This is a genomic window from Stieleria magnilauensis (assembly GCA_007753675.1).
Lineage (GTDB): Bacteria > Planctomycetota > Planctomycetia > Pirellulales > Pirellulaceae > Stieleria > Stieleria magnilauensis.
Map to the genome: position 1 here is coordinate 7,472,343 of CP036432.1, position 23,853 is coordinate 7,496,195.

At 59.5% G+C, this 23,853-nt stretch carries 19 protein-coding genes; 15 read left to right on the plus strand and 4 right to left on the minus strand.

Features of this window, described 5'->3' with window-relative positions; translation table 11 throughout:
• Window positions 1–50: 50 nt before the first annotated feature.
• A complete protein-coding gene (ruvA, locus tag TBK1r_RS26605; protein WP_145217813.1) occupies window positions 51–680 on the plus strand; it encodes a Holliday junction branch migration protein RuvA in 630 nt (209 codons plus the stop codon).
• Here ruvA and rny read toward each other — a convergent pair whose 3' ends face one another.
• Complete coding sequence (gene rny / locus TBK1r_RS26610; protein ID WP_419580429.1) at window positions 681–2,270, minus strand: ribonuclease Y; 1,590 nt, start codon at window positions 2,268–2,270, stop codon at window positions 681–683.
• Between the two features lie 311 nt (window positions 2,271–2,581).
• On the opposite strand from rny, the gene tilS reads away from it, so the two are divergent.
• Window positions 2,582–3,637 carry a tRNA lysidine(34) synthetase TilS gene (gene tilS / locus TBK1r_RS26615; RefSeq protein ID WP_145217816.1) on the plus strand — a complete coding sequence of 352 codons (1,056 nt, stop codon included), beginning with the start codon at window positions 2,582–2,584 and terminating at the stop codon, window positions 3,635–3,637.
• A gap of 139 nt (window positions 3,638–3,776) precedes the next feature.
• A complete protein-coding gene (locus TBK1r_RS26620) occupies window positions 3,777–5,882 on the plus strand; it encodes an FAD-dependent oxidoreductase (RefSeq protein WP_145217818.1) in 2,106 nt (701 codons plus the stop codon).
• A gap of 197 nt (window positions 5,883–6,079) precedes the next feature.
• Here TBK1r_RS26620 and TBK1r_RS26625 read toward each other — a convergent pair whose 3' ends face one another.
• Entirely contained in the window at window positions 6,080–7,792 is a 1,713-nt protein-coding gene (locus TBK1r_RS26625) for a cation:proton antiporter domain-containing protein (protein WP_145223074.1), read from the minus strand.
• A gap of 353 nt (window positions 7,793–8,145) precedes the next feature.
• Here TBK1r_RS26625 and TBK1r_RS26630 point away from each other — a divergent pair, with 353 nt between their 5' ends.
• Window positions 8,146–8,715, plus strand: coding sequence for a GNAT family N-acetyltransferase (locus tag TBK1r_RS26630; protein WP_145217820.1), 570 nt, complete (start codon window positions 8,146–8,148; stop codon window positions 8,713–8,715).
• Between the two features lie 518 nt (window positions 8,716–9,233).
• Here the strand turns inward: TBK1r_RS26630 and TBK1r_RS26635 are convergent.
• Both TBK1r_RS26635 and TBK1r_RS26640 read right to left on the minus strand, forming a co-directional pair.
• A complete protein-coding gene (locus TBK1r_RS26635; RefSeq protein WP_095736354.1) occupies window positions 9,234–11,027 on the minus strand; it encodes a 30S ribosomal protein S1 in 1,794 nt (597 codons plus the stop codon).
• A gap of 655 nt (window positions 11,028–11,682) precedes the next feature.
• Window positions 11,683–12,786 (minus strand): glucose 1-dehydrogenase, encoded by a 1,104-nt coding sequence (locus TBK1r_RS26640; RefSeq protein ID WP_145217822.1) that lies wholly within the window; start codon window positions 12,784–12,786, stop codon window positions 11,683–11,685.
• Window positions 12,787–13,148: 362 nt separating this feature from the next.
• On the opposite strand from TBK1r_RS26640, the gene TBK1r_RS26645 reads away from it, so the two are divergent.
• From TBK1r_RS26645 to TBK1r_RS26695, 11 genes are all read left to right on the plus strand, one after another.
• Window positions 13,149–13,856, plus strand: a complete 708-nt coding sequence (locus tag TBK1r_RS26645; protein ID WP_145217824.1) for a helix-turn-helix transcriptional regulator — start codon at window positions 13,149–13,151, stop codon at window positions 13,854–13,856.
• 60 nt (window positions 13,857–13,916) lie between these two features.
• Entirely contained in the window at window positions 13,917–14,741 is an 825-nt protein-coding gene (gene sufC / locus TBK1r_RS26650; protein WP_095736312.1) for a Fe-S cluster assembly ATPase SufC, read from the plus strand.
• Window positions 14,742–14,852: 111 nt separating this feature from the next.
• Window positions 14,853–16,265, plus strand: coding sequence for a Fe-S cluster assembly protein SufB (gene sufB, locus TBK1r_RS26655; protein WP_145217826.1), 1,413 nt, complete (start codon window positions 14,853–14,855; stop codon window positions 16,263–16,265).
• A gap of 216 nt (window positions 16,266–16,481) precedes the next feature.
• Window positions 16,482–17,801, plus strand: a complete 1,320-nt coding sequence (sufD, locus tag TBK1r_RS26660; RefSeq protein WP_145217828.1) for a Fe-S cluster assembly protein SufD — start codon at window positions 16,482–16,484, stop codon at window positions 17,799–17,801.
• A gap of 123 nt (window positions 17,802–17,924) precedes the next feature.
• Complete coding sequence (locus TBK1r_RS26665; protein ID WP_095736315.1) at window positions 17,925–18,245, plus strand: metal-sulfur cluster assembly factor; 321 nt, start codon at window positions 17,925–17,927, stop codon at window positions 18,243–18,245.
• An 11-nt stretch (window positions 18,246–18,256) separates the two neighbouring features.
• Window positions 18,257–19,273, plus strand: a complete 1,017-nt coding sequence (locus TBK1r_RS26670; RefSeq protein ID WP_145217830.1) for an ATP-grasp domain-containing protein — start codon at window positions 18,257–18,259, stop codon at window positions 19,271–19,273.
• A 197-nt stretch (window positions 19,274–19,470) separates the two neighbouring features.
• On the plus strand, window positions 19,471–20,487 hold the full coding sequence (locus TBK1r_RS26675) for a hydantoinase/oxoprolinase family protein (RefSeq protein WP_145217832.1): 1,017 nt from the start codon (window positions 19,471–19,473) through the stop codon (window positions 20,485–20,487).
• Between the two features lie 96 nt (window positions 20,488–20,583).
• A complete protein-coding gene (locus tag TBK1r_RS26680; RefSeq protein WP_419580430.1) occupies window positions 20,584–21,159 on the plus strand; it encodes an amino acid kinase family protein in 576 nt (191 codons plus the stop codon).
• Window positions 21,156–22,889, plus strand: coding sequence for a carbamoyltransferase family protein (locus TBK1r_RS26685; protein ID WP_145217834.1), 1,734 nt, complete (start codon window positions 21,156–21,158; stop codon window positions 22,887–22,889). Before TBK1r_RS26680 ends, TBK1r_RS26685 begins: the two co-directional genes overlap by 4 nt.
• Window positions 22,890–23,148: 259 nt before the next feature.
• A complete protein-coding gene (locus TBK1r_RS26690; RefSeq protein ID WP_145217836.1) occupies window positions 23,149–23,541 on the plus strand; it encodes a hypothetical protein in 393 nt (130 codons plus the stop codon).
• Between the two features lie 4 nt (window positions 23,542–23,545).
• Window positions 23,546–23,776: a DUF5989 family protein gene (locus TBK1r_RS26695; RefSeq protein ID WP_145217838.1), complete on the plus strand. Its 231-nt coding sequence runs from the start codon at window positions 23,546–23,548 to the stop codon at window positions 23,774–23,776.
• Window positions 23,777–23,853 lie beyond the last annotated feature (77 nt).

Genomic DNA, 23,853 nt, shown 5'->3' on the forward strand with positions numbered 1-23,853 from the left:
GGCGGAGCCTGGAATCGATTCCTTCCCCCCCTTTCAAACGGCCACAACACGTGATTCTGAACATCGCCGGAAAACTGACCCAAGTGACCGAGTCGTCGATCGCGATCGAGTCGGCACCTTTCGAGTACGAGGTCTTGGTCGGCGACTACACCCGTCGGCAGTTGCAATCCAAGGTCGGTCAATCGATCCGTTTGCACACGATGGACTACATCGAAGGCAATGCGCAAGGTGGCGGCCGGTTGACGCCGCGGCTGGTCGGGTTTGCGACCGAGCCCGAGCGTCAGTTCTTTGACCTGTTTTGCAGCGTGGACGGTGTCGGCGTGAAGAAGGCGCTCCGCGCGATGGTTCGGCCGGTCAAAGAGCTTGCTGTGATGATCGAACAGCAAGACGCCAAGGGGTTGTCGGCGCTGCCGGGAATCGGGCCGGCGACCAGCGAGCGGATCATCGCCAAATTGAGGCGAAAGATGCCGCGGTTTGCGTTGATGGTTGATCAGGCCGGCCCGACCGGCGAGACGGATTCGGAAAGCAATCACGTTGTCAGCGAGACGTTCGACGCGCTGATCACACTCGGTCACGCCGAAGCCGAGGCGCGGCGATTGATCGATGAAGCGTTGGCGACGAAGAAGAAGTTCAAAGACACCGAAGCGTTGCTGACGGCGATCTATCAAAAGTCGGTTTAACTACTTGGCGACTTCGGTGAACGCGGTTTCTCGGAGCACGGTGACTTTGATTTCACCGGGGTACAACAGTTCGCGTTCGAAGGCTTTGGCGATCTCGTGGCAGACGACGGCGGCTTGCTCGTCGCTGGTCGTGGTGCTGTCGATGATCACCCGCAGTTCGCGGCCGGCGCTGATGGCGTAGGCTTCGCGCACCCCTTCGAACCGCCGGGCGATCGATTCGAGTTCTTCCATGCGTTTGATGTAGCGTTCCAGCGATTCGCGCCGCGCACCGGGGCGACTGGCACTGCAGGCGTCCGCGGTCGCGACGACCATCGTGTAAGGATGTTCGACGACGATTTCATCGTGGTGTCCCAGTGCCGCATGAACGACTTCGGGGCTTTCGTTGTGGCGCCGCAGCAGGTCCGCACCGATCTTCGGATGGCCGCCTTCCAACTCGTGATCGGCTGCTTTTCCGATGTCGTGGAGCAAGCCGCAGCGACGGGCCACGTCGCCGCGCATCCCCAGCATTTCGGCGATCATCCCGGACAGGAACGCGACTTCGACACTGTGCCGCAAAACGTTTTGGCTGTACGAGGTTCGGAAATGCAATCGGCCCAGCATTTCGATCAACCGGTCACTCAGTCCGGGAACGTCGACTTCATCGGCCGCCTCACGTCCCTTTTGAATGATCAGCTCGTTGATCTGTTGTTTGGTTTCTTCGACGACCTCTTCGATCTTTGACGGATGGATGCGACCGTCGGCGATCAAGTTGGCCAGGGAGCGACGGGCGATTTCGCGGCGCACCGGATCGAACCCGCTGACGATCACTACACCCGGTGTGTCGTCGATGATCACGTCGATGCCGGTGGCTTTTTCAAACGCGCGGATGTTGCGGCCTTCGCGACCGATGATCCGGCCCTTCATGTCGTCGGTCGGAACGTCGACGGTGCTGGTCGTCGAGTCGGCGGTGTAGGCCGAGGCGTACCGCTGGATCGCGGTCAGCAACATTTCGCGGCTCTTTTCCTTGATCGTCTCGTTGATCTGTTTCTTTTTCTTCAGCAACAGCTTCCCGCGTTCGTGTTCCAGTTCCTCGTCGAGCGCTTTCATCAATTGCTCGGCGGCTTCGGCTCGGGTCATCCCCGAGACCGCTTCGAGAACCTTTCGTTGCTTGCGTTCGAGCGTCTTCAGCTCGTCGCGTTGTTCGGCGAGCGATTTGAGTCCCGCGTCCAACCGTTGCTGGCTGTTTTCCAGCCCGCGTTGCTGCTTGCGTAAGTCCGCCTCCTGGTTGTCCAGCTGTTCGGCTCGGCGATCGAGGGTTTGTTCTCGGCTCAATTGCAGACGCCGAGCTTCGGCCAGTTCGGCCTCTCCCCTGGTCTTGATTTCCAGTGCTTCTTCCTTGGCCTCCAGCAGAATCTGTGTCTTCAGCGCCTCGGCTTCGCGATTCGCCTCGTCCATCAACTTGTCAGCTTTTTCCGCCAGCCGAATCTTGTAGGCGGCGGCTTTCCAGCGTTGATACCCCATCATCAACACTGCACCGGCTAGAACGCCGGCGAGTGAATACAGAAAGAAAAGTTCGTCGAGAAATGATGCGAGGGGCAGGACGTGGGGCAAGGGAGCCTCGGATAGCATATGAATTGCGCAGTCGCGTTCGGGCAGTCACGCTCGTGCAGGTGCGCTCAGGTGGATGGAGGAGACCGGTCGACGAGGTGACGATCGCAGGTGAAAACTCGGCGACGGTTCGAGGAAGATCCTACCAAATTTCCTTTCGCCGTGGGTGGTTGGTTGGGCAGCCACACCGGTTGCGATTGCCGGCCGTGATTCTGCGGCTGAGTCTCCGGGGTCCCCCCGAATCGGATTGTTTTTTACAACTATGAGCCCGCCCGGCCAGGCCACCAGACCGGCTTTCTCCAGCCCCTGATTCCATGACCAATCCACCTCCCTGGCAGAACGTTCGCGACGCGATCGAATCGGCGTGGCCGGCGTCGGGTTATCGGGATCTGGGCGTCGTGGTCGGTTGTAGCGGGGGTGCCGACAGCGTCGCGCTGCTGCGGTCGCTGGTCGAATCGGTCCGCCAACCCGCCGCCCCCTCGCCGCCGCGGGGCTTCCTCGTCGTCGCTCATTTCAACCACCAGTTTCGCGGCCGGGAATCCCACGCCGATGCCGAATTCGTCCGGCAATTGGCCGGTCAACTCGCGGTGCCGCTGGAAACGGAATGTGGCCAGGGGGCGGAGCAAGACGAGGAGTCTGCGCGGAATGATCGCCGCGAGTTCTTTCGCACCGTCATGCGGCGACACGGTGCCCGCTACTTGGCCCTGGGACATTCCCGCGACGACAACGTTGAAACCGTCTTGTATCGGCTGATGCGTGGAACCGGACCGGCGGGGATGGCGGGGATCGCGTCCTTTCGCCCCTTCTCGGACGATCCCTCGGGTAGCGATTTTGTGATCGCGCGACCGATGCTCGACCTCGGCCGCGACCAGATTCGCGAGGCCCTGCGGTCGATCAATGCTCCCTGGCGAGATGATGCCTCGAACCGATCCAACGCCTATCGGCGGAATTGGATTCGAAACGAGTTGCTGCCGACCATGCAATCACAGTTTCCCCAGGCCGTTCCCGCCATCGCCCGCGCGATCCAAGGCCAACGCCAATGGCTCGACGCCTTGCAGCCGGTCATCGATCGCTGGTTGGCGACGGTGCAAATTCGGGAAAAACCGCTCACGCTGCGACGCTTGGATCGAATCGGCGGCGAGGCGGAAACGGAGCTGACCGCCACACCGCTGCGGGACCAAGCCGTCGCGATCGAGGCCCTGCGGCGGTGTTGGCAGCGATCGGGATGGCCGCTGCGGGACATGGGCCAGTTTCATTGGACGCGCGTTTTCGAAATGCTCTGCGGTCGCGGCCCCGATGCTTTGACGTTGCCCGGTGCGGTCGAAATCCGTCGCGATCCGGAATCGTTGACGCTAGTCCGGCGTCACTGAGCATGGATTAGACTACCGTCTGCCTGAGTTTCTCTGCCTGGGCCTCGCTGCCTGGGCCGGCCGGACGTGTTGATTCGCTCGGCTCGCCGGACCGCGACACCCCACCATTCCTGTCCTTCTTTCACCAAGACATCCGCCCATGAAAACGAAATTCTTGATCGCGTTGGTTCTCGCAATTCTTCCCCAGGGTTTGGCGGATGCCGCCGAGCCGGCCACGGCGGACGTGGTGATTTATGGCGGAACCTCGGCTGCGGTAACTGCCGCGGTGCAGGTCAAGCAGATGGGCAAGTCGGTCGTCATTGTCTGTCCCGACAAACACCTCGGTGGTCTTTCCAGCGGCGGGCTGGGGTGGACCGACACGGGTAAAAAAGAAGTCATCGGCGGATTAGCCCGTGACTTTTATCATCGGATTTATCTGGAATACCAAAAACCGGAAGCATGGAAATGGCAGTCCCAAGACAGTTACGGCAACAAGGGACAGGGCAATCGGGCGATCGACGGCGAGAATCGGACGCAATGGATCTTTGAGCCCCACGTCGCCGAGAAAGTCTTCGAAGACTACGTGAGCGAGTTCAACATTCCGGTGCACCGCGACCGCTGGCTGGACCGCCAATCGGGCGTCGAAGTGGTGGACGGCAAAATCGCCTCGATCCGCATGCTTAACGGCGAAACCTATCGCGCCAAAGTGTTTTTGGACGCCACCTACGAAGGGGATCTGCTGGCGGCTGCCGGCGTCCCCTATCACGTCGGCCGCGAGTCCAGTGCACAGTACGGCGAAAACTGGAACGGGGTGCAAACCGGAGTCTTGCATCACCAGCATCACTTCGGCGATCTGCCACCGATCAGTCCGTACCAGACGCCTGGAGACCCTAGCAGCGGCGTCCTGCCCCGGATCAGCACCGATCCGCCCGGTGAGAAAGGTGCCGCCGATCACCGAGTTCAAGCGTATTGCTTTCGAATGTGCTTGACCGATCATCCCGACAACCGTGTCCCGTTTGCCAAACCCGACGGTTACGACCCGTCACAGTACGAGTTGCTCGCGCGCATATATCAGGCCGGCTGGGATCAGACGTTTCGCAAATTTGATCCGATCCCGAATCGAAAGACCGACACGAACAATCATGGTCCGATGAGCACCGATAACATCGGATTCAATTACGACTATCCCGATGCCTCGTACGAGCGCCGCCGGGAAATCATTCGCGAGCACGAAACGTATCAAAAAGGGTGGCTCTATTTTCATGTCACCGACCCGCGCGTTCCCGAAGAGATTCGCACGAAGATGCAATCGTGGGGGTTGGCCGCGGATGAATTCACCGACAACGGCAACTGGCCGCACCAGATCTACGTGCGTGAAGCGCGGCGGATGATCGGCCAGTATGTGATGACCGAAAACGAGTTGCAAAAACGACGTGCGACGCCCAAGTCGGTCGGAATGGGGTCGTATTCCATCGATTCGCACAACGTCCAACGCTACATCACGCCCGAGGGCCACGTGCAAAACGAAGGGGATATCGGTGTGTCGACCGGCGGTCCGTACCAGATCTCCTATGACTCTCTGATCCCCAAGCGATCCGATTGCACCAATTTGCTGGTGCCGGTCTGCGTCTCCAGCTCGCACATCGCGTTCGGTTCGATTCGGATGGAACCCGTCTTCATGATTCTCGGTCAAAGTGCGGCGACCGCAGCCGTGCTGGCGATTGAAAATGGATCCGACGTCCAGGATGTCCGCTACGAAGCGTTGCAAGAACGGCTCTTAGCCGATGGTCAGGTGCTCGAGTACGAAGGCAGTGGCAGCGGCGGCGCGGGGTTGCGGCCCGGTGATTTCTCCGGGGTCGTGTTGGACAACACGTCGGCGAAACTGGACGGTTCATGGCAGACCAGTCAAGCCAACGGTCCGCATTTCTTGACCGGCTATCTGCATGATTCCAATGCGAACAAAGGTAATTCCCGCGCGGCGTTTGAAATCAAGCTCGATGCCGGAACCTACGACGTACAAGTGGCATATCCGGCCAACAACAATCGCGCGACCAATGTTCCGGTCCAGGTCACACATGCCGATGGGACCGATTCGCTGACGCTCAATCAGCGAAACAAACCGGCGATCGAAAACGCGTTCAGCTCGCTGGGGCGATTCCGCTTTGATGCCACACAACCGGCCCGCGTCGTGATCGGCAATCAGGCCACCGACGGGTACGTGATCGTCGATGCCGTTCGATTCTTGCCGGTCAAAACCGGTGAATGAACGGCCTGTCGATTTAAGCCCGCATGCGTGAGCAAGGGGCTGCGTTAGCTAGGGTCCGCGTTAGCTAGGGGCCACGCAGCGCCCCTCGCTTACGCGGCGCACCTCGCCTGCGCGTCGCACCTGGCGTGATCGCATCGAATTCAGAAGATCGACGAAATCAACAGGCCGTGAAGCAGCCGCACGAATGCCCAATACCGCTAAGGTCTCAGCCCTGCCTGATCCGCGGCGTCTTCGAGGAAGTAGTTGATGTCGGCGTGCTTGTCCGCGTGCAGGACCTCGTAGGCGTGGGCTGCGCTACGGGCATGATAGAGTTGCTCGACGAGGTTGGCGTCGCGGGTGATGGCCGTCGCGAAGGCGGAGAGCACCTGCAGGTGGCGGTTGCGTTCCAGTTCCGGTGTCGCCAGCAGCAACACGGCGTGGACGCGACGGTCGTCGAAGGTATCAAATTGCAGGCCTTCGGCGCTCAACCCCAAGACGCCGCGTATCTCGTCGCCTTCGCCATGGTCCAGGATGGCGTGGGGGATCATCAGCCCTTGTCCCAGGTAGGTCGACAACTCGGCGTCACGGGCCAGCACTCGTTCAACAAATTCATCCTGTGGAAGTTCCATCTTGGATGTCGCGTAAAGTTGCGACACAAGTTGTCGAATGGTCGCTTCGCGATCGCTGCCGGTCAGCCCGACCGTAATCCGCTGCTCCTGCAGGAAGTCCAGTAGCCGGGGGCGGTCCTTGTGGTCTTCGCCCGATCGGACCAGTGCGAATCGTGTGGCGCTCGGTCCGAGCAGCTGATTGATCGCCAGTGCCGACAGTCCGACCGTGTTGACGACCGTTCGGACCTCTTCGCTGAAGCCCGAGTTTTCACCCGTCACCAGCAGGATCAAGCCGACCGCGACGCCGCCGTGTGGCAGCAGTGCGATGCCGAGGTAGCCGCGGACGTTGTCGGTCACCCCGGACAACGACATCGCGGAAAACGCGCTGACGCATTTGCCGATCAATCGCGCGGTGAAATACAGTCCGACCAATGCGGCCGCGCTGGGAACCAAACCGAAATCCAGTCGCATGCCGGCGAACGTAAAGAACAGGGCGAACAGCGCGCCGCCGATGGTTTGCAAATAGGCTTCGCCCGATCGCACCAGGTCGTGCTGGAAATTGGTCAGCACGATGCCCGCGAAGGTGCACGCCAAGATCCCTCCGGAGGTGCCGAAGCCGGCAGCCAGCCCCCATGAGCCCAGCACGGCGGCGACGATCGTCGGTCCTAAGAACGCCGGGCTGACGACCGTTCGCGTCAAGAGGATCGCGATGAATGCACAACCGCCGCCGATGACCAGTGTCACTCCAAACTGAATGAACACACTTTGCAACGCGTGTGTCCAGCCTGCCTGATTACCCAGAAACGTGGTGATAAAAACAAACACGGCAACGGCGACCATGTCGATCAAGCCGATCGCAGCCAGCAAGGTGCGGGTGAGAATGCCACGAGCCCGAGCTTCTTGAATCACCAGGACCGTTGTTCCCGGTGCCCCCGCGATCGCGATCGCGGCCAACAACAGCGCCGGCTGAGTCGTCATCACGTCGCCGCCAGGGACCAGTGGCCCGGCAAAATAAAGCAAGGCACCGACCAACACCGGCGTGATCAACGTCTCGCCCAGCAATAACAGCCCGATGCGTTTGCCGGTGTTGCGTAGGCTGGCAAAATAGAGCGTTGCACCCACCGTGAATGCAATGAACCCCAGCACGAAGTGCATGTAGGGCAAAAAACGATCCAAGGCTTTGGGGTCCACCCCCGTGTCCATCCCCGGAAGGGCGATCCAGCGGAGCAGAATGCCCGTCGCGATCCATCCTGTCACCTTCGGCAAGCGGAGGAGGGCGAACAGTTCGCCGCCGATGATTCCGGTCACCAAGACCGTTGCCATATTCAGCAGCGGATCTTCGAGGTGAAGGTTTACCGAAGCGTGAAACATTTTAGGTGTCCTCGCCGATGTAGTTCAGGACGGACGCCCGCCAACAATACGAAAAGCCGATCAATCTACAAACAAAACCACAATGGCACCGCATGTTTCACAGCAGGCGGATCATCTCGCCGCATCGCCGATTCAGCCGCCAATTCAGGCACGGTGCGACACTACTTTAAAGCCTTCGGTTGTCAGCCGATACCGTACCGGCCTGTCGATTTAATCGATGTGGCGGATTGATCCGGTGCCCGATTACATTGGTAGACGTTCCCTTGCGTTGCGAGCGATCGAATCGAAACGGAGGACGGCGGGGCATGGCGATTACCATCAAACCAACTGAAATCGCAGACATCGACGCGATCTTCGCCCTGCGAAATGACCCCGATGTGTTGCGCCATCAGTACCAGCCCCGGAAAGGCGAGACGCCGGCGTCGTTCGAAAAAAAACTGGCCGGTCACCCCAATGTCCTGGGCATCTCCTTTCGTTGCACGTCGATCTTTGACGACGGCGTTTTGGTCGGGCACGTGATGCAACATTTTGGTCCGGGGCCGGAGGGAGGACGCCGTTCCTGTGAGTGTGGATGGAACCTTGCCAAATCGCATTGGGGCCAGGGGGTGATGCCCCGGGCGCTGACTGAGTTGTTCGCCCAACTGTTTGATGAAGATCCCCGGTTGATCGTTTTCGCGTGTTGCTTTGCATCCAATCACCGTTCGCGCAGGGTGATCGAAAAACTGGGATTCCAGCCTGACCGAATGCACTGGATGGTTTGGTTGACCCATCTGGTTCGCAGTCATGGGCGACGTATCGAACAATATCGGCTCGATCGGCTACGGTATCGTCGAGCGGTTGCGCGGATGGCCCCGCCGAGCGAGTCCGATGGATGAACACGTGGCGTCAGCTTCCCGCTTGTGCGTCCTTCGACACCCTTCGGGGTCGCGTCTGACGGGGACCGGATGTCCGGAGGTGTCGCTTCGCTCACCTCCGGCTACTGGCTTGGACCCCGTCGGGGTCATGCCGCGCACGTTGGCACGAAAGGGTGGTAGCGGAACGGCGCGAGCCGTCCGGTGGCAGTGTCGAAAACGCGGTGATAGACCGGAGGGCTCGCGCCCTGCCGCTAAATCGACAAGCTTTGACCAGCGCAGAGCCCGTAGGCTCGCGCCAAACGGCTGATACTCGTTTGGCATCAGCCGGTTCGCGCCAGCGCGAGCGGTGCCCCTCAATCTCGATTGAGCGGTAGGGGGGCGCGAGCTTACGGAGCCAGCCCGGATCGCGCAAGCGTAAACGAGAGGGTTTGATCGCGTCGTTGCTGTCGCCAAAAAAAAAGCGGAGCCGGTGTCGGCTCCGCTTTGGGCAGGTTTGATGTTGAGCCCGATCGATCTCGGTCGGGCTTTCGGGGGCTGGATCAGCCGCCGGTCGGGAACAGTGGGCCTTCGCCGCTTCCCAGGCCACCCTTCAGGTCGCCTTCTTGGGACGGCATGCTGCCGGTTTCGGCGGCTTCGGCTTCCGCCGCGGCGCGTTCTTGCTCTTCGCCCCAGTCGACGCGTTTGAGCGAAAGGCCGATCTTGCGCTCGTCGGTGTCGACACGCAGCACCTTGACTTCGATCTCGTCGCCGACCTTGACGACTTCTTCGGGGTTCTCGACTTTGTGCTCGGCCAACTCGCTGATGTGCAGCAAGCCTTCCAAGCCGTCTTCGAGACCGATGAAGACACCGAAGTTGGTGATCTTGGTGACGTTGCCTTTGACCAGTTGGCCGGGCTGATACTTGTCCGGAATGTCGCCATCCCAGGGGTCGTTATCGAGCTGCTTGAGTCCCAGTGCGATCCGGCGACGTTGTTCGTCGACGCTCAGCACGCGGCACTGAAGCTCTTGGCCTTTTTCCAGCAACTCGCTCGGATGACCGATCTTGCGGGTCCAGGACATGTCGCTGACGTGCAGCAGTCCGTCGATGCCTTCTTCCAGTTCGATGAAGGCACCGTAATTGGTCAGGTTGCGGACCTTGCCGGTCACGTCGGTACCCTCGGGGTAACGTTCCAGCACGTCGTCCCACGGGTTCTTTTGGGTTTGCTTCATGCCCAGCGACAATTGCTGGCCTTCCGGGTCGACGCCCAGGATCTTGACTTCGATCTTGTCGCCGATGTTGACCAGTTCGCTGGGGTGATTGACCCGTTTGGTCCAGCTCATCTCGCTGATGTGCACCAGGCCTTCGATGCCCGGTTCCAGTTTGACGAACGCACCGTAGCTCATCACGTTGACGACTTCGCCGTCGTGATTGGAGTCGACCGGGTACTTCTCTTCGATGTTTTCCCACGGGTTGCGGTCTTTCTGCTTCAGTCCGAGCGCGATCTTTTGTTTTTCGCGATCGATGTGCAGCACCTTGACTTCGATTTCCTGGTCGATCGACACCATTTCGGTCGGGTGCGAGATGCGTTCCCAGGCCATGTCGGTGATGTGCAGCAGGCCGTCGATTCCGCCCAGGTCGACGAACGCACCGAAGTCGGCGATGTTCTTGACGATCCCTTTGCGGATCTGGCCGACTTCCAGTTCTTGCATCAAGTACGCGCGGTCTTCTTCGCGTTGGTTTTCGATCAGCGAGCGTCGGCTGATGACGATATTGCGACGGGTGTCGTCGATCTTCAGCACTTCGGCTTGGATCACGCGGCCGATGAAATCGCCGATGTCGCCGGGGCGTCGAATGTCGACTTGGCTGCCCGGCAAGAAGACGTTGACGCCGATGTCGACCAGCAAACCGCCTTTGATCTTTCGGATCACGGTCCCGGTGACGACCTGGCCTTCGCCGATCTTCTTGATGATGTGTTCCCACTCGATGATCTTTTCCGCTTTGCTCTTGCTCAGCGCGATCATGCCGTAGGGGTCGTCGGCGGCTCCGTAGTTGTCTTCCATTTCCTCGATGAGGACCTGGACGGTGTCGCCGACAGCGGGTTTCGCTTCGTCGGGGCCCCATTCGTTCAGGTTGACCGTGCCTTCGCTCTTGAAGCCGACATCGATCAGGGCCCATTCGTCGTTGATCTCGACGATTTTGCCGTCAACGATTCGCCCTTGGGCGTAATCTTGCTGCTCGGCGTGCTGCAGGAAATCGAGCAGCCAATCCTCCGTTTCCTCCTCTGGCGCCAAAACGGCCAGATCGTTGAGCATGTCGTCGTCTTCGAGGGAACGGATCAGATTGCGGTTGACCATGAAATTTTCCGATTCGGAATCCGTCAATGAGTCCAGGAGATGCCGGCGGACCGAACGTGCTGGTCCGGTGGGAAGGCGGCGAAACATCACGCCGCGGCAAAAGACTCTTCTGCCGTCAAACGTCCCGCAGGTGAAGGGCGGTCTGGATTTCGCGGGCGACAGATTCGTGGGTTGGAGGAATGAAATAACATCCGCTGCGGACGTCGCCCCTAAATGATGAAGGTCACGACGCATACCGGCGGTGAATGCTGACGCGCCGCCCGTCGTTGACGGACACACGTTCACTCACACCAGGCGCAGGGTCGGGCAACATGCCCGAAAATGGTAGCGCGGAAGATTACCAAACGCCGGCCCCCCCCACAACAGCATTTCTCGGGATCTTGCCTCCGTTTGACAGAGATGTGTTAGCGGAACGCCGCGAGCCGTCCGGTTTCGGCGCGAAAGCACCACGATGGACCGCAGCGCTCGCGCCCCATACCGCTCAATCGAGATTGAGGGGCGCCGCTCGCGCTGGCGCGAACCGGCTGATGTCAAACGAATATCAGCCGTTTGGCGCGAGCCTACGGGCCCTGCGCTGGTCAAAACTTTGTCGATTGAGCGGTATTGGGCTCGCGCCCTGCCGCTAACAAGGGCAGCTCGTTCGACAGAGCGTCCATCAGCCCTCGGCGATATTCACAAACACCTTCAATGCGTCTTTGTCTTCCACTAGCAATCGCATCATTTCTTCGTATTGGTCCAGTCCGTCGACCGGGTGCGTCAGGATTTTGTCCAGCACGCCGGGGAACATCATGTCACCCAACGCCAGGTCCCGGATGCCGCTTTCGAAGTGCGTGCGGTTGGCGTTGACGCTGCCGAGCAACAGTTTGTTGCCGAGCACCCAGTTCAGGTTGACGCTGTCGGAGGGGATTTCGATGTTTTCGTCGCCCCCGGTGATGCTGGTCCAGACGACCACGCCGTTGTGGCCGACGTGTTGCATCGCCTGGAACGCCAGTTTGCTGCTGCCGGTCGCGTCGACGATCAGGTCCGGTTTGCCCGTGTTGGCGACCAATTCGTCCATGTTGGTTTCCCGCGTGCTGATGTAGTTGGCTTCCATCCCCGCGACGATTTCACTCTTCAGGTTCGGGGCTTTTCCCCGCGCCAGTGTGTAGACGTCCAGGCCGCGAAGTTTCAGGATCAACGTCGTGAGCAAGCCGATTTGGCCGGAGCCGAGCACGTACGCCAGCCGCGGTCGCCAGACCTTCATCCGGTGCTGGGCCTCGTAAGCCTGTTGGACCGCTTTGGCCGCACAGCTCATCGGTTCTTGCAGCACGTGCAAGTGCTTGAGCCCCTCCGGGACGCGGACGATGTATTCCTCTTCGTCGGCAAATTTCTCCGTCATAAACCCGTGACGCAGGTTGATGCCGCGCTCGTAGTACGTCTCCTCGCTGGTCATGTCGTTGGTCCCGATCACGTCATAGATCGAGCCTCCGGGGCGGCGAACCGTTGCGGTGACATAATCGCCCGGCTTGACGCGGCGGACGTTGGGGCCGACCGCTTCGACGATTCCGAAGGACTCGTGGCCGATCACCAGGTAGTCATCGCCCTGGGGCGCATTGCCGTACAGCGCCTCGTTGATCTCGCGGTCGGTCGCGTCCACCCCGACCTTCAGGGTTTTCACGAGCACCCCTTTTCCGTCGGGGAATTGGTCGAGGGAGGGTTCTTCGATTTCGGTCAGGTGAACGCTATTGGGGGTGCCCGGGGTAACCGCGACAGCTTTCATCGTTATTGGCTCGGGGGGAGAGTCATTCGTCAGGTGGTGGGCCGTCGGCAAGGAGATGGCCTTCGGCGGACGCGGAATCGTACCAATCGGACGGATCGGTGTTCAGGGGGCGCGGGGCTTGGCATCGCCGTGAGGCGGTCGTCAGTCGAAACCCTCCTGGCGAGGTTGTGTCGTTTTCGGCGTCACGCTCATCGGGCACCCATGCCGGTTGCAGCGGGCTAACGGCGTCGACGTTCCCGTTGACGCGGTGCTGGGGAGGTTCTGTCTTTCTTTTTTAACAACGATGGTTGTCAAAAATCGGTTGTGCTGTAACAGTAAGGGTGTCGTTTTTGTGTTTTCCCGTTCCCCGAAAAGGCCCCGCGATGAAATCTGAGCCGCACCCGGACAGCGGACCGATCCGCTCGGTCGATCGCGACTTGTTGCTGGCGATGCGCAGCGGCGAGCTGATCGGAATTGGGGAATTGACGGAAAAACTGGACGTCACGGCGACCGCCGTCCGTCAGCGGATCGAGCGTTTGCTCGCTCGTGGGCTGATCGAGCGGGAGAAGGTCGTCGCCGGTCGGGGGCGGCCCACGTATCGGTATCGGATCACCGACCAAGGCAAGCGGATCAACACGGCGGATTCGACCGAGTTGGCCGAAGCGATGTGGCACGAAATGCTGTCGATCGAGGACCGGGACTTGCGAAACCGCATGCTCAGCAGCGTGGCGACGCGGCTCGGTCGCGAATACGCCGCGCAGCTGGACGAGAGCGCGCCGCTGGAGGAACGCATGCGTGTGCTGTCGCGGTTGTTGTCGTCGCGTCGCGTGGTCAGCGATGTCCGTTCGGCCGGCGAGTTGCCGGTGCTGGACATCAACGCCTGTCCCTATCCGACGCTGGCCGACGGAAGCGAAGATCACACGATGTGTCACCTCGAGGAACAGGTGCTCTCGGAGGCACTCGGCAAACCGGTGCAGCTCAGCCAATGTCGTCTCGACGGCGATGCGTGTTGCCAGTTTTCACCGGCTTCCAATGTCCCGGCTTCCAATGTCCCGGCAGCGAATCTCACCTCCGACGGCTCGACGAACTGACCCGAACGTTCCAATCAACCATTCAATCACCCTTCACCACCCACCATTGCAACCATAGTCATGACTCACGTTCTGAAAATTGAAGACCTGCACGTGTCGGTCGGCGACAAGCCGATCCTCAGGGGCGTCAACTTGACCCTCAATCACGGCGAAACCCACGCGCTGATGGGCCCCAACGGCAGCGGGAAAAGCACGCTGGGTTTGGCGATCATGGGCCACCCCGGATACGAGGTCACGTCCGGTTCGATCACGCTGGATGGGAAAGACGTGTTGGAGATGGCACCCGACGAGCGGGCTCGCGCGGGGATCTTCATGGCGTTCCAACGACCGATGGCGATTCCGGGTGTGAAGATGGCGGACTTCCTCCGTCACGCGACCACCAACGTTCGTCGCCCGGATCGAAAAGAAGGCGAGGAGCTGATTCCGATGCGTGAGTTCCGCAAGGAGCTTCGCGAGAAGATGGAGCACCTGCGAATGGACAGCGAATTCGCCCGACGCTACGTCAACGATGGTTTCTCCGGCGGCGAAATGAAACGCGCCGAGATCTTGCAGTTGGCCATGTTGCAACCCAAATTTGCCGTCTTGGATGAAACCGATTCGGGGCTGGATGCGGACGCCGTCCGTTTGGCCAGTGAGTCGATCGCGGACATCGGGCACCAGAAAATGGGACTGCTGATCATCACCCACCACGACAAGTTGCTCGAGCACAATCCGCCGGATTTCACGCACGTCATGCTGGGCGGACGGCTGGTCGAAACCGGCGGCAAAGAACTCGCCGAAGAGCTGCATCAACACGGCTACGACCGGATCCGAAAGGCCTATCCGGATGCCGAAGCCCTGAACCAAAAATTGCTGGCCGAGGAAGCCGAAGAAGCGCTGGCGTGATGAAACGCTGGCTTGGTTAAACGCTGGCTTGATGAAACGCCGGCACTGCCCCAGAAGACCCGGCACCCTGAAACTTACGAATCACTTCCATCTCCATTTTGGAGCTTTGATATGTCAACCGACGCACCTGCCGAACCCAAGTCGGAAATCGGCGAAATCAACAAGTACAACTTTCGCACCGAGACCACCGGCGTCTTCAAGGCAAAAAAGGGGATCAACCGCGACATCGTCAACCAGATCTCCGATATCAAGAACGAACCGGATTGGATGCGAGAGTTCCGACTCCGGTCTCTCGATATCTTTGAATCCAAGCCGATGCCCAAGTGGGGCGGATCGATCGATATCGATTTCCAGGACATCTTTTATTACCTCAAGCCGACCGATCATCAGGGAAAGACTTGGGATGATGTGCCGCAGGAGATCAAGGACACGTTCGACAAGCTGGGCATTCCGGAAGCGGAAAAGAAGTTCCTTGCCGGTGTGAAGGCTCAGTTCGAAAGCGAAGTCGTTTACGGATCGCTGGAAGAGGACCTGGCGAAAAAAGGAGTGATCTTCACCGACACGGACACCGCAGTCCGCGAACATCCCGAACTGCTGCGAGAGTACTTTGGCAAGATCATCCCGCCCGAAGACAACAAGTTCGCGGCGCTCAACAGCGCGGTCTGGTCCGGCGGTTCGTTCATCTACATCCCCAAGGGCGTGTCGATTGATTTCCCGCTGCAGGCGTATTTCCGGATCAATGCCGAAAGCATGGGGCAGTTCGAGCGGACGCTGATCCTGGTCGATGAGGGTGCCAACGTGCACTACGTCGAAGGCTGCACGGCGCCGATGTACAGCACCGAGTCGCTGCACAGCGCGGTCGTCGAGGTCGTCGTCAAACGCAACGCACGTTGTCGCTACACGACCATCCAGAACTGGGCCAACAACATTTACAACCTGGTCACCAAACGGGCGTACGCTTACGGCGACGCGACGATGGAGTGGGTCGACGGCAACTTGGGCAGCAAGTTGACGATGAAGTACCCCGCGGTTCACATGATGGAGCCCGGTGCACGTGGCGAGATCCTGTCGATCGCGTTCTCCAGCGCCGGTCAACACCAAGACGCCGGTGCGAAGTTGGTGCACGAGGCGCCCAACACGACCGGTCAAATCATCAGCAAGAGCATCAGTAAAAACGGCGGACGCAGCAGCTACCGCGGTTTGGTCTCGGTGCATCCCGGCGCCCACAACAGCAAGAACAATGTCGTCTGTGACGCGCTGATTTTGGACGCGGAAAGCCGTAGCGATACCTACCCGTACATCGAAGTGAGCGAGCAGGATGTTCAAATCGGTCACGAGGCCAGTGTGTCTCGGATCGGTGAAGAGCAGATGTTCTACTTGCTCTCGCGTGGGCTGACCGAGCAGGAAGCGAGCACGATGATCGTCAACGGATTCATCGAGCCCCTGGTCAAGGAGTTGCCGATGGAATACGCGATCGAAATGAACCGTCTGATCCAACTGCAAATGGAAGGCAGCGTCGGATAGCGGCGACGGTGTGGGCTCGGCTTCCAGGCTCGTCGGGCTCCGGCTCGATAGGTTCAACGCCACCCCACCGGTCTTTCCAGCAAATCAATTGACCTCGTTCCTGGGCTCCCGCCCGGGGACTCACTCAATCGCAGGCTCCGCCTGCCTTCCCCATTGGCACCTCGGGCCGGCAGCCATGTCGCCCCCACAGAATCAAAACCAAGCAAACGAATTTCCATGTCACAAACCATCACACACGCTTTTGATGCCGCCGGGTTTGACGCGTTACTTGCCAGCCAGTCCGAGCCGGATTGGTTGACGACGCTGCGTCGCGAAGCGTTTGAACACGCCGAGGCGATGAGTTGGCCCGAGCGTCGCCACGAGGAGTGGATTCGAACCGACATCCGCATGTTCCAACTCGGTAAATTCGGGTTGCCCGTGCTCGACCCGGCCGATTGTGATCTGACCGAAACCGAGCAGCTGCACCAGTTGGTCGAAGGTGTCGAGTTGGGCGGTCGAATCGAGACGGTCGACGGTTGCATCACGAAGGAGTCGCTGGACGAAGAGTTGGCGGCCAAGGGCGTCGTCTTCGGCAGCCTGTCGAAACTGGCCCAGTCGCACCCCGAACTCGTTCGTCCGTACTTGTTCACGGCCTTTGATCCCGATCACGACAAATTTGCCGCGCTCCATGCGGCGTTCATGTCCGGCGGGCAATTCCTGTACGTGCCCCGCGGAGTTGTCGTCGATCGTCCGCTGCACATCGGGTCGATCTTGACCGACGGCGGCACCGACACGACGCACACGTTGGTGGTTCTGGAGGATGGTGCCGAAGCCACCTTGCTGCACGAGTCCAACAGCACCGACGCGGGTGGTGCGGGTCTCCATCTGGGGTCGATCGAATTGGTTCAGAAACCAGGATCGAACCTTCGCTACGTCAATCTGCAGGAGTGGGGGCACAAGACCTACCACTTCGCCCAGCAGAAAGCGGTGATCGACCGCGATTGCTCGCTGCAATGGACGATTGCGGCAATGGGCTCCTCGCTTTCGAAGGTCAATCAGTCGGTGGATTTGGTCGGTCCGGGGGCCCACAGCCAAGTCAACGGCGTGATGTTCACCGAAGGCCGTCAGCATCTTGCCTACCACACCTTGCAGCACCACAAAGCGGAGAGTTGCCGAAGCGATTTCCTGTACAAAGCGGCCCAGCAGGACAAAAGTCGCACGGTCTGGCGGGGGATGATCAAGGTCGACCCGGCGGCTCAGAAGACCGACGGTTACCAGCGCAATGACAATCTGGTCCTGTCCCACCACGCTCGGGCAGATTCGATCCCGGGATTGGAGATCGAAGCGGACGATGTCCGTTGCACCCACGGCAGCACGACGTCCAAAGTGGACGAGGATCAAATCTTTTATGCCCGTTGCCGCGGTTTTACTCGGAAGGAAGCAACCCGTATGATTGTGACCGGGTTCTTCCAGCAGATTTTCGACCGAATCACGATCGATAGCGTGCGGGAAGCCCTCGGCGCGGCCATCGCCCGCCAAGTCCGAGAATACGAATAAAAAATTCAGTTTCAAGTTTCTGGTTCCGTGTTTCATGCTCCAGCATGAGACTGCACAACTTGAAACCTGAAACTTGAAACCTGAAACCCGATACTTGAAACCTGAATCGCCCGGAAAGAAGACATGGCACTTGCAGAAGACAAGGTTCGCGAATCGCTCAAGCAGGTGATCGATCCCGAGTTATACGTTAACATTGTGGACTTGGGGCTGATCTATGTCGTCGCGATCGGGGACGAGAAAGAAGACGGGCGTCACGATGTGACGATCGAGATGACGATGACCAGTCCGATGTGTCCTGCGGGACCGCAATTGGTTGCCGGGACGAAAGCGGCTGCCGAGGAACTTGAGGAAGTTGATTCGTGTGAAGTCAAAGTTGTGATGGAACCGGCGTGGTCGCCGGATCGGATGACGGACGAAGCACGTGATCATTTGGGCATTTTTTAAGGGATTGTGACTTGAAGGTTTTCGTCGGGGAATACATCTGCGGCGGCGGCGTCGCGGATCAGGCGATCGACCAGATCCCGCCTTCTTTGCGGAAGGAGGGAGAGGCGATGCTTCGCGCCTTAGTGGAAGACCTTTCGGCGTTCTCCGAAACGACGGTCGTCCTCGAAGACCGCTTCGAAGTGTCCGTCAACGCCACGCATACCGTTGCCTTCGATGCCGAACGCCCGCTCTGGGCGCAATGGGTCTCCGCCGCCAAAGACTGTGACGCGGCGTTGATCATCGCGCCCGAAAGTGACGGGTTGTTGGCCAAGGGCGTGGCTTCGTTGCGCAGCAGTGGCGTGGATGTGATCGCCGGAAGCGGTGATTTTCTTCGCGTGGCCAGCGATAAACTGCTGACCGCCCAGGTGTTGCACAGCTCCGGTGTCGCTCATCCGCCGTACATCGCCGTCGGCGACGAACGGATGGTGGGCTTGGTAGCTGGCTGCGAGCGATTTGTCGTCAAACCTCGCGACGGTTGCGGCACGCTTGCGATCGCGACGTTCGACGATTTTCGCGAGGCCCGCAAATCACTCAATAACAATTCGCTGATGCAAGGCTGGGTCCCCGGTCGCAGCATTTCGATTTCACTGCTGTCCTCCGGCAACTACCAGACGTTCTTGCCGGCGGTGTCCCAAGAGATCAGCGATGGAATCTGTGAGTACGTCGGCGGTTGCGGACCGCTGAACAACAACGCCCAGCGGCGTGCCACCGCACTGGCCGCCCGAGCGATCGCCGCGATGCCGCCGACCGCACGCGGCTTCGTCGGCCTGGATTTGATCTTGGGCGAAACCCCGAGCGACGACTACATCATCGAAATCAATCCCCGGCTGACGACGTCCTACGTCGGTTTGCGCGAGATGATTCACGGAAATCTTGCCGCCCGTTTGTTCGACATCGAAACCGGGCCGGTCAGTTGCAAGGCCAGCGTGAACTCGGTCCATTGGACGGCCGACGGCAAAGTGAAAATCGACACGCCGCAAACGGTGTGAAGCGCCGAGATTCTCTCATTGAGGCCCGTAGGCTCGCGCCAAACGGCTGATCATCGTTTGAGATCAGCCGGTTCGCGTTAGCGTCCGGGCCTCACGTCTTAGGGTGACTTAGCGGTAGAACGTGAATTTCTTCGGGTCACGAACACAACCAACCGCTGGCTCTTACCGTCAGCATTCCACGCCCCATTGCGCAGCCAATGTCGAATCCCACCCCCGCATCGGAACCTGTCACGTTGGGGGTCGACATCGGCGGGGCGAACTTGAAGTACGCCGACACGCAAGGCAATGTGTCGTCAGTCGAATTTCCGCTTTGGATGCGACCGGATGATCTCGCCGGCCAGCTGAAAGCTGACTTCGCCGCCTTTCCCGATGCCTCACGCGTCGTGGTGACGATGACCGGCGAGCTGGCGGATTGTTTTCTAGATCGTTGCGTCGGCGTGCAACACATCGTCGATCAGGTCTGCCGTGCGGTGAAGCAATGTGGAGGGTCGTCGCCGCTCTTTTATGCCGTCGATGGACACGTTCATTCCGCGGCGTGGGCGATGGAACACGTCGATCTGGTTGCCGCGGCCAATTGGCATGCGCTGGCGAAGTGGGTCGCCCGACGTTTCGCGTCGCAGTTGTCCGGGGGCGGATTGCTGGTCGATATCGGGTCCACCACGACCGATCTGATTCCGCTGTGTGACGGTGGAGTGGCAACCGCAAGCCGGACCGATTTTGATCGGTTGTCCGAAGGCGCGCTCGTTTACCTCGGCGGCGGACGGACTCCGGTTTGTGCGTTGGTCGATCACTTGGATTGGCAGGGGCATCCAGTTGCGGTGATGCGTGAAGTGTTTGCCACGATGGATGACGTGCGGTTGTTGTTGGGTTACCAGCCTGGCGACGCTTCGGATTGCCGCAGCGCCGATGGCAAACCACGCGACGCCTTTCATGCCGCCAATCGAATCGCACGGATGATCGGGCTGGACCACCGAACCGTTGACGTGGAAAACGCGAAACAACTGGCGATCCAAGTGCACCAGCGGGCCCAGGCGATCGTCTCCGAGGCGATTGCGGCGTTCGGCGGGCGTGGACCCCTGGTCGTCAGCGGGCACTGCAGCGATTTACTTCCCATCGATAGCGATGGCCGCCAACGGATTTCACTTCCCGCGATTTTGGGTGATGATGTTTCTCGTTGCGCACCAGCCTTTGCGGTTGCGCACCTTGTGGGATAGGCTTCCAGCCTGTGCATTGAATCTGCCGCGGGCAGAAAACGTCTTCCTTCCCATTTTCGGTAGCGGTTGCCACCCTTTTCATCGCCACCACCAACCATGCGACGAGTCATCAAAATCGGCGGGAGTCTGTTGTTGCGAGACGCGCTCTCGGATTCGATTCAGGCATGGGCCGTGAGACAACCGCCCGCACAAACGATCGGGATTGTCGGTGGCGGTGAATTGATCGATGCGGTGCGTCGTTTGGATGCCGCCTTCCCCAGTCCATCGAGCTGGCTGCATTGGCAGTGCGTCGGGCTGTTGCGGACGACGTTCGAGTGGCTGGGCCCGCAGTTGGATGGATGGCAACTCGAATCGACTCCCGAGCAGTTTGAGCGACTGAAACGCAGTCCAGAGTGTCACAGCCATCTGGTCGCGGTCGACGCGTTCTATCATGCCGCGACAGAAACACCCTTGCCCGAAGACTGGACGACGACGACGGACGCGATTGCGGGTTGGTTGTCCATTTTGGTCGGTGCCGATGAGTTGGTGCTGCTAAAATCCTGTGACGTCGACGCGTCACGTTCGCTGGCTGAATTGGCCGGCCAAGGTGTTGTCGACGCAGCTCTTGCGTTGTTGGCCGACCAGTTGCCGCCGATTCGCTTTGTCAACCTTGCCGCCGAGGCCGATCGATGACGGCAATCTTGGGTCTGTCCGCTTTCTATCACGATTCCGCCGCGGTCCTTTTGATCGATGGCGAAATCGTTGCCGCGGCGCAGGAAGAACGTTTCACTCGCAAAAAGCATGACGCGGCATTTCCGATCCACGCGATCGAGTTTTGTTTGCAGCGGGCGGGGATCACCGCCGACGAACTGGACCATGTCGGTTTTTATGAAAAGCCGCTGTTGAAATTCGACCGACTGTTGGAAACCTATCTGTCGTTCGCGCCGCGGGGATTCCGGTCGTTTTGGAAAGCGATGCCCGCGTGGATGACAGAGAAGCTACATCTGAGACGCGAGATCCGACGCGGACTTGGAAATGGTTTCAAACGCCGCATCGCGTTCTGTCATCACCACCAGTCTCACGCGGCCAGCGCGTTCTTTCCATCGCCCTTTGATCAGGCCGCGATTTTGACGATGGACGGCGTCGGTGAATGGGCCACGACCACGATGGGCGTCGGACAGGGGAACAAGATCCAACTGACCGATGAAATCCGGTTCCCCCACTCGCTCGGATTGCTGTACTCCGCGTTCACGTACTACTGCGGTTTTCGCGTCAACTCCGGCGAATACAAATTGATGGGCTTAGCACCCTACGGGCAACCGAAGTACGTCGATGTGATCAAAGACCGGTTGTTGACGATTCATGAAGACGGTTCGTTCCATCTGAATCTGGACTACTTCGGATACTGCCAGTCGTTGCGGATGACGACGCCGAAGTTTCATCGATTGTTCGGCCGACCGCCGCGGCAGCGCGACAGCGAGATCGAGGATCTGGACCGCGACTTGGCCGCTTCGATCCAGGTGGTGACCGAAGAGATCGTGCTGCGTTCGGCGCGGCACCTGTACGAAAAAACAAAGTCCAGCAACCTGTGCTTGGCCGGCGGCGTGGCGCTCAACTGTGTCGCCAATGGACGCGTGCTTCGCGAAGGCCCGTTCGATTCGATCTGGATCCAACCGGCTGCCGGTGACGCCGGCGGCGCGTTGGGCGTCGCGCAGTTCATCTGGCATCAATTGCTGGACAAGCCGCGACAGCCGACCAAAAACGATTCACAACGCGGCAGCCTGCTCGGGCCGGAGTCTTCGAGCGATCAGGTGCAGTCGGTGCTTGATCGGCAGGGGGCGGTCTATGAAGTGATCTCGGATCCGGCAGAACTCGATCGACGGACGGCCGCGCTGCTGGCTGAAGGGCTGGTGGTGGGACGGTATGCCGGTCGGGCGGAATTCGGACCGCGGGCGCTGGGCAATCGCAGTATCCTCGGCGACCCGCGTTGCAGTGACATGCAGTCGACGATGAATTTGAAGATCAAGTTTCGTGAGTCGTTTCGTCCCTTCGCGCCCGTCGTCTTGCTCGATCACGTCGGTGAGTTTTTTGATTTGGCCGATGGACACACCAGCCCCTACATGTTGTTGGTTTGTCAAACCAAAACCGACGCGCTGCCGGCGGTCACCCACGTCGATGGATCAGCTCGCGTGCAAACCGTCGACAAAGAAAAGAACCCGCGATTCGAAGCGTTGCTCGCTGAATTCCATCGGCAGACCGGCTGCCCCGTGCTGATCAACACCAGTTTCAACGTCCGCGGTGAACCGATCGTCGGATCGCCGGAGGATGCGTTTCGGTGCTTCATGAAAACCGAGATGGATGCGCTGGTCATTGAAGATTGTTTGCTGGTGAAGGAAGGGCAGCGCGGGGGGCAGGCAGAATGATGGAGAAAGAATCCCAGCGGGAAGCGTCAGCGATCGGCGCGTGCTCGGGATTACACGCAGTGGGAAAAGGGGCAAAACGATGGGGGCAAAACGATGCGGAACTGCCGAAGCCACAAGATATAAATAGGCGTGGATTTGGAATCGTTTCTGCGGGGGCAGCTTTCCTGTCTTTTATTGTTTTGCCCCCATCGTTTTGCCATGCCTTTTAGCCTGCGACGTCAACCAACTCCACGAAACCTCGGTTCCACGGCAATTCACAATGAAACCACCCACAGATTCCCAACGACGCTATTTCGGCGTCGCCATTGCGGCGGCGTTGTTGATGCTGGCCTGGATCGCGTGGCGTGCGATCGCCTCGCCGATTGTGTCCGGTGGACTGGCCGTGGCCGCGTTGGTCGTCGCGATGGTGTATTATTTAATCCCGGCGTCTCAGCCGAAACTGATGGCGTTCTTCCACGCGATCACGTATCCGATCCGCTGGACCGCCACCCTCGTCGTCCTGGCGATCGTCTACTATGCAGTGGTCACGCCGATCTCGATTTGGTTCCGCGTGACGGGAAAATCGATCCGCACGAACGCGTCCGATTCCAAATCGAATTGGCGATCGATCGACTTACCATCCGACCCGCAATCCTATTTTCGAACCTTTTAGAACCGTGAAGACTCCACCGGCCGATCCCACCGAGAAACCTGAAGACGAAGTCACCGAGTCCTTCGATTCGATGGCTGACGGATCGGATCCGGGCATCTTTCAGGAGTTCATCTGGTTTGTGAAGTACAACAAGAAATGGTGGCTGACGCCGATCCTGGTGGTGTTCTTACTGCTGGTCGTCTTGGCCTTCCTGACCAATTCGCCCGCTGCCCCGTTCATCTACACCCTGTTTTGAGTCTGCGTTTTCCTCCAGAACGTCGCCGACGATGATGGTCGACGGAGATTGCGGAGCAGCAGATTACACGCAGGAAA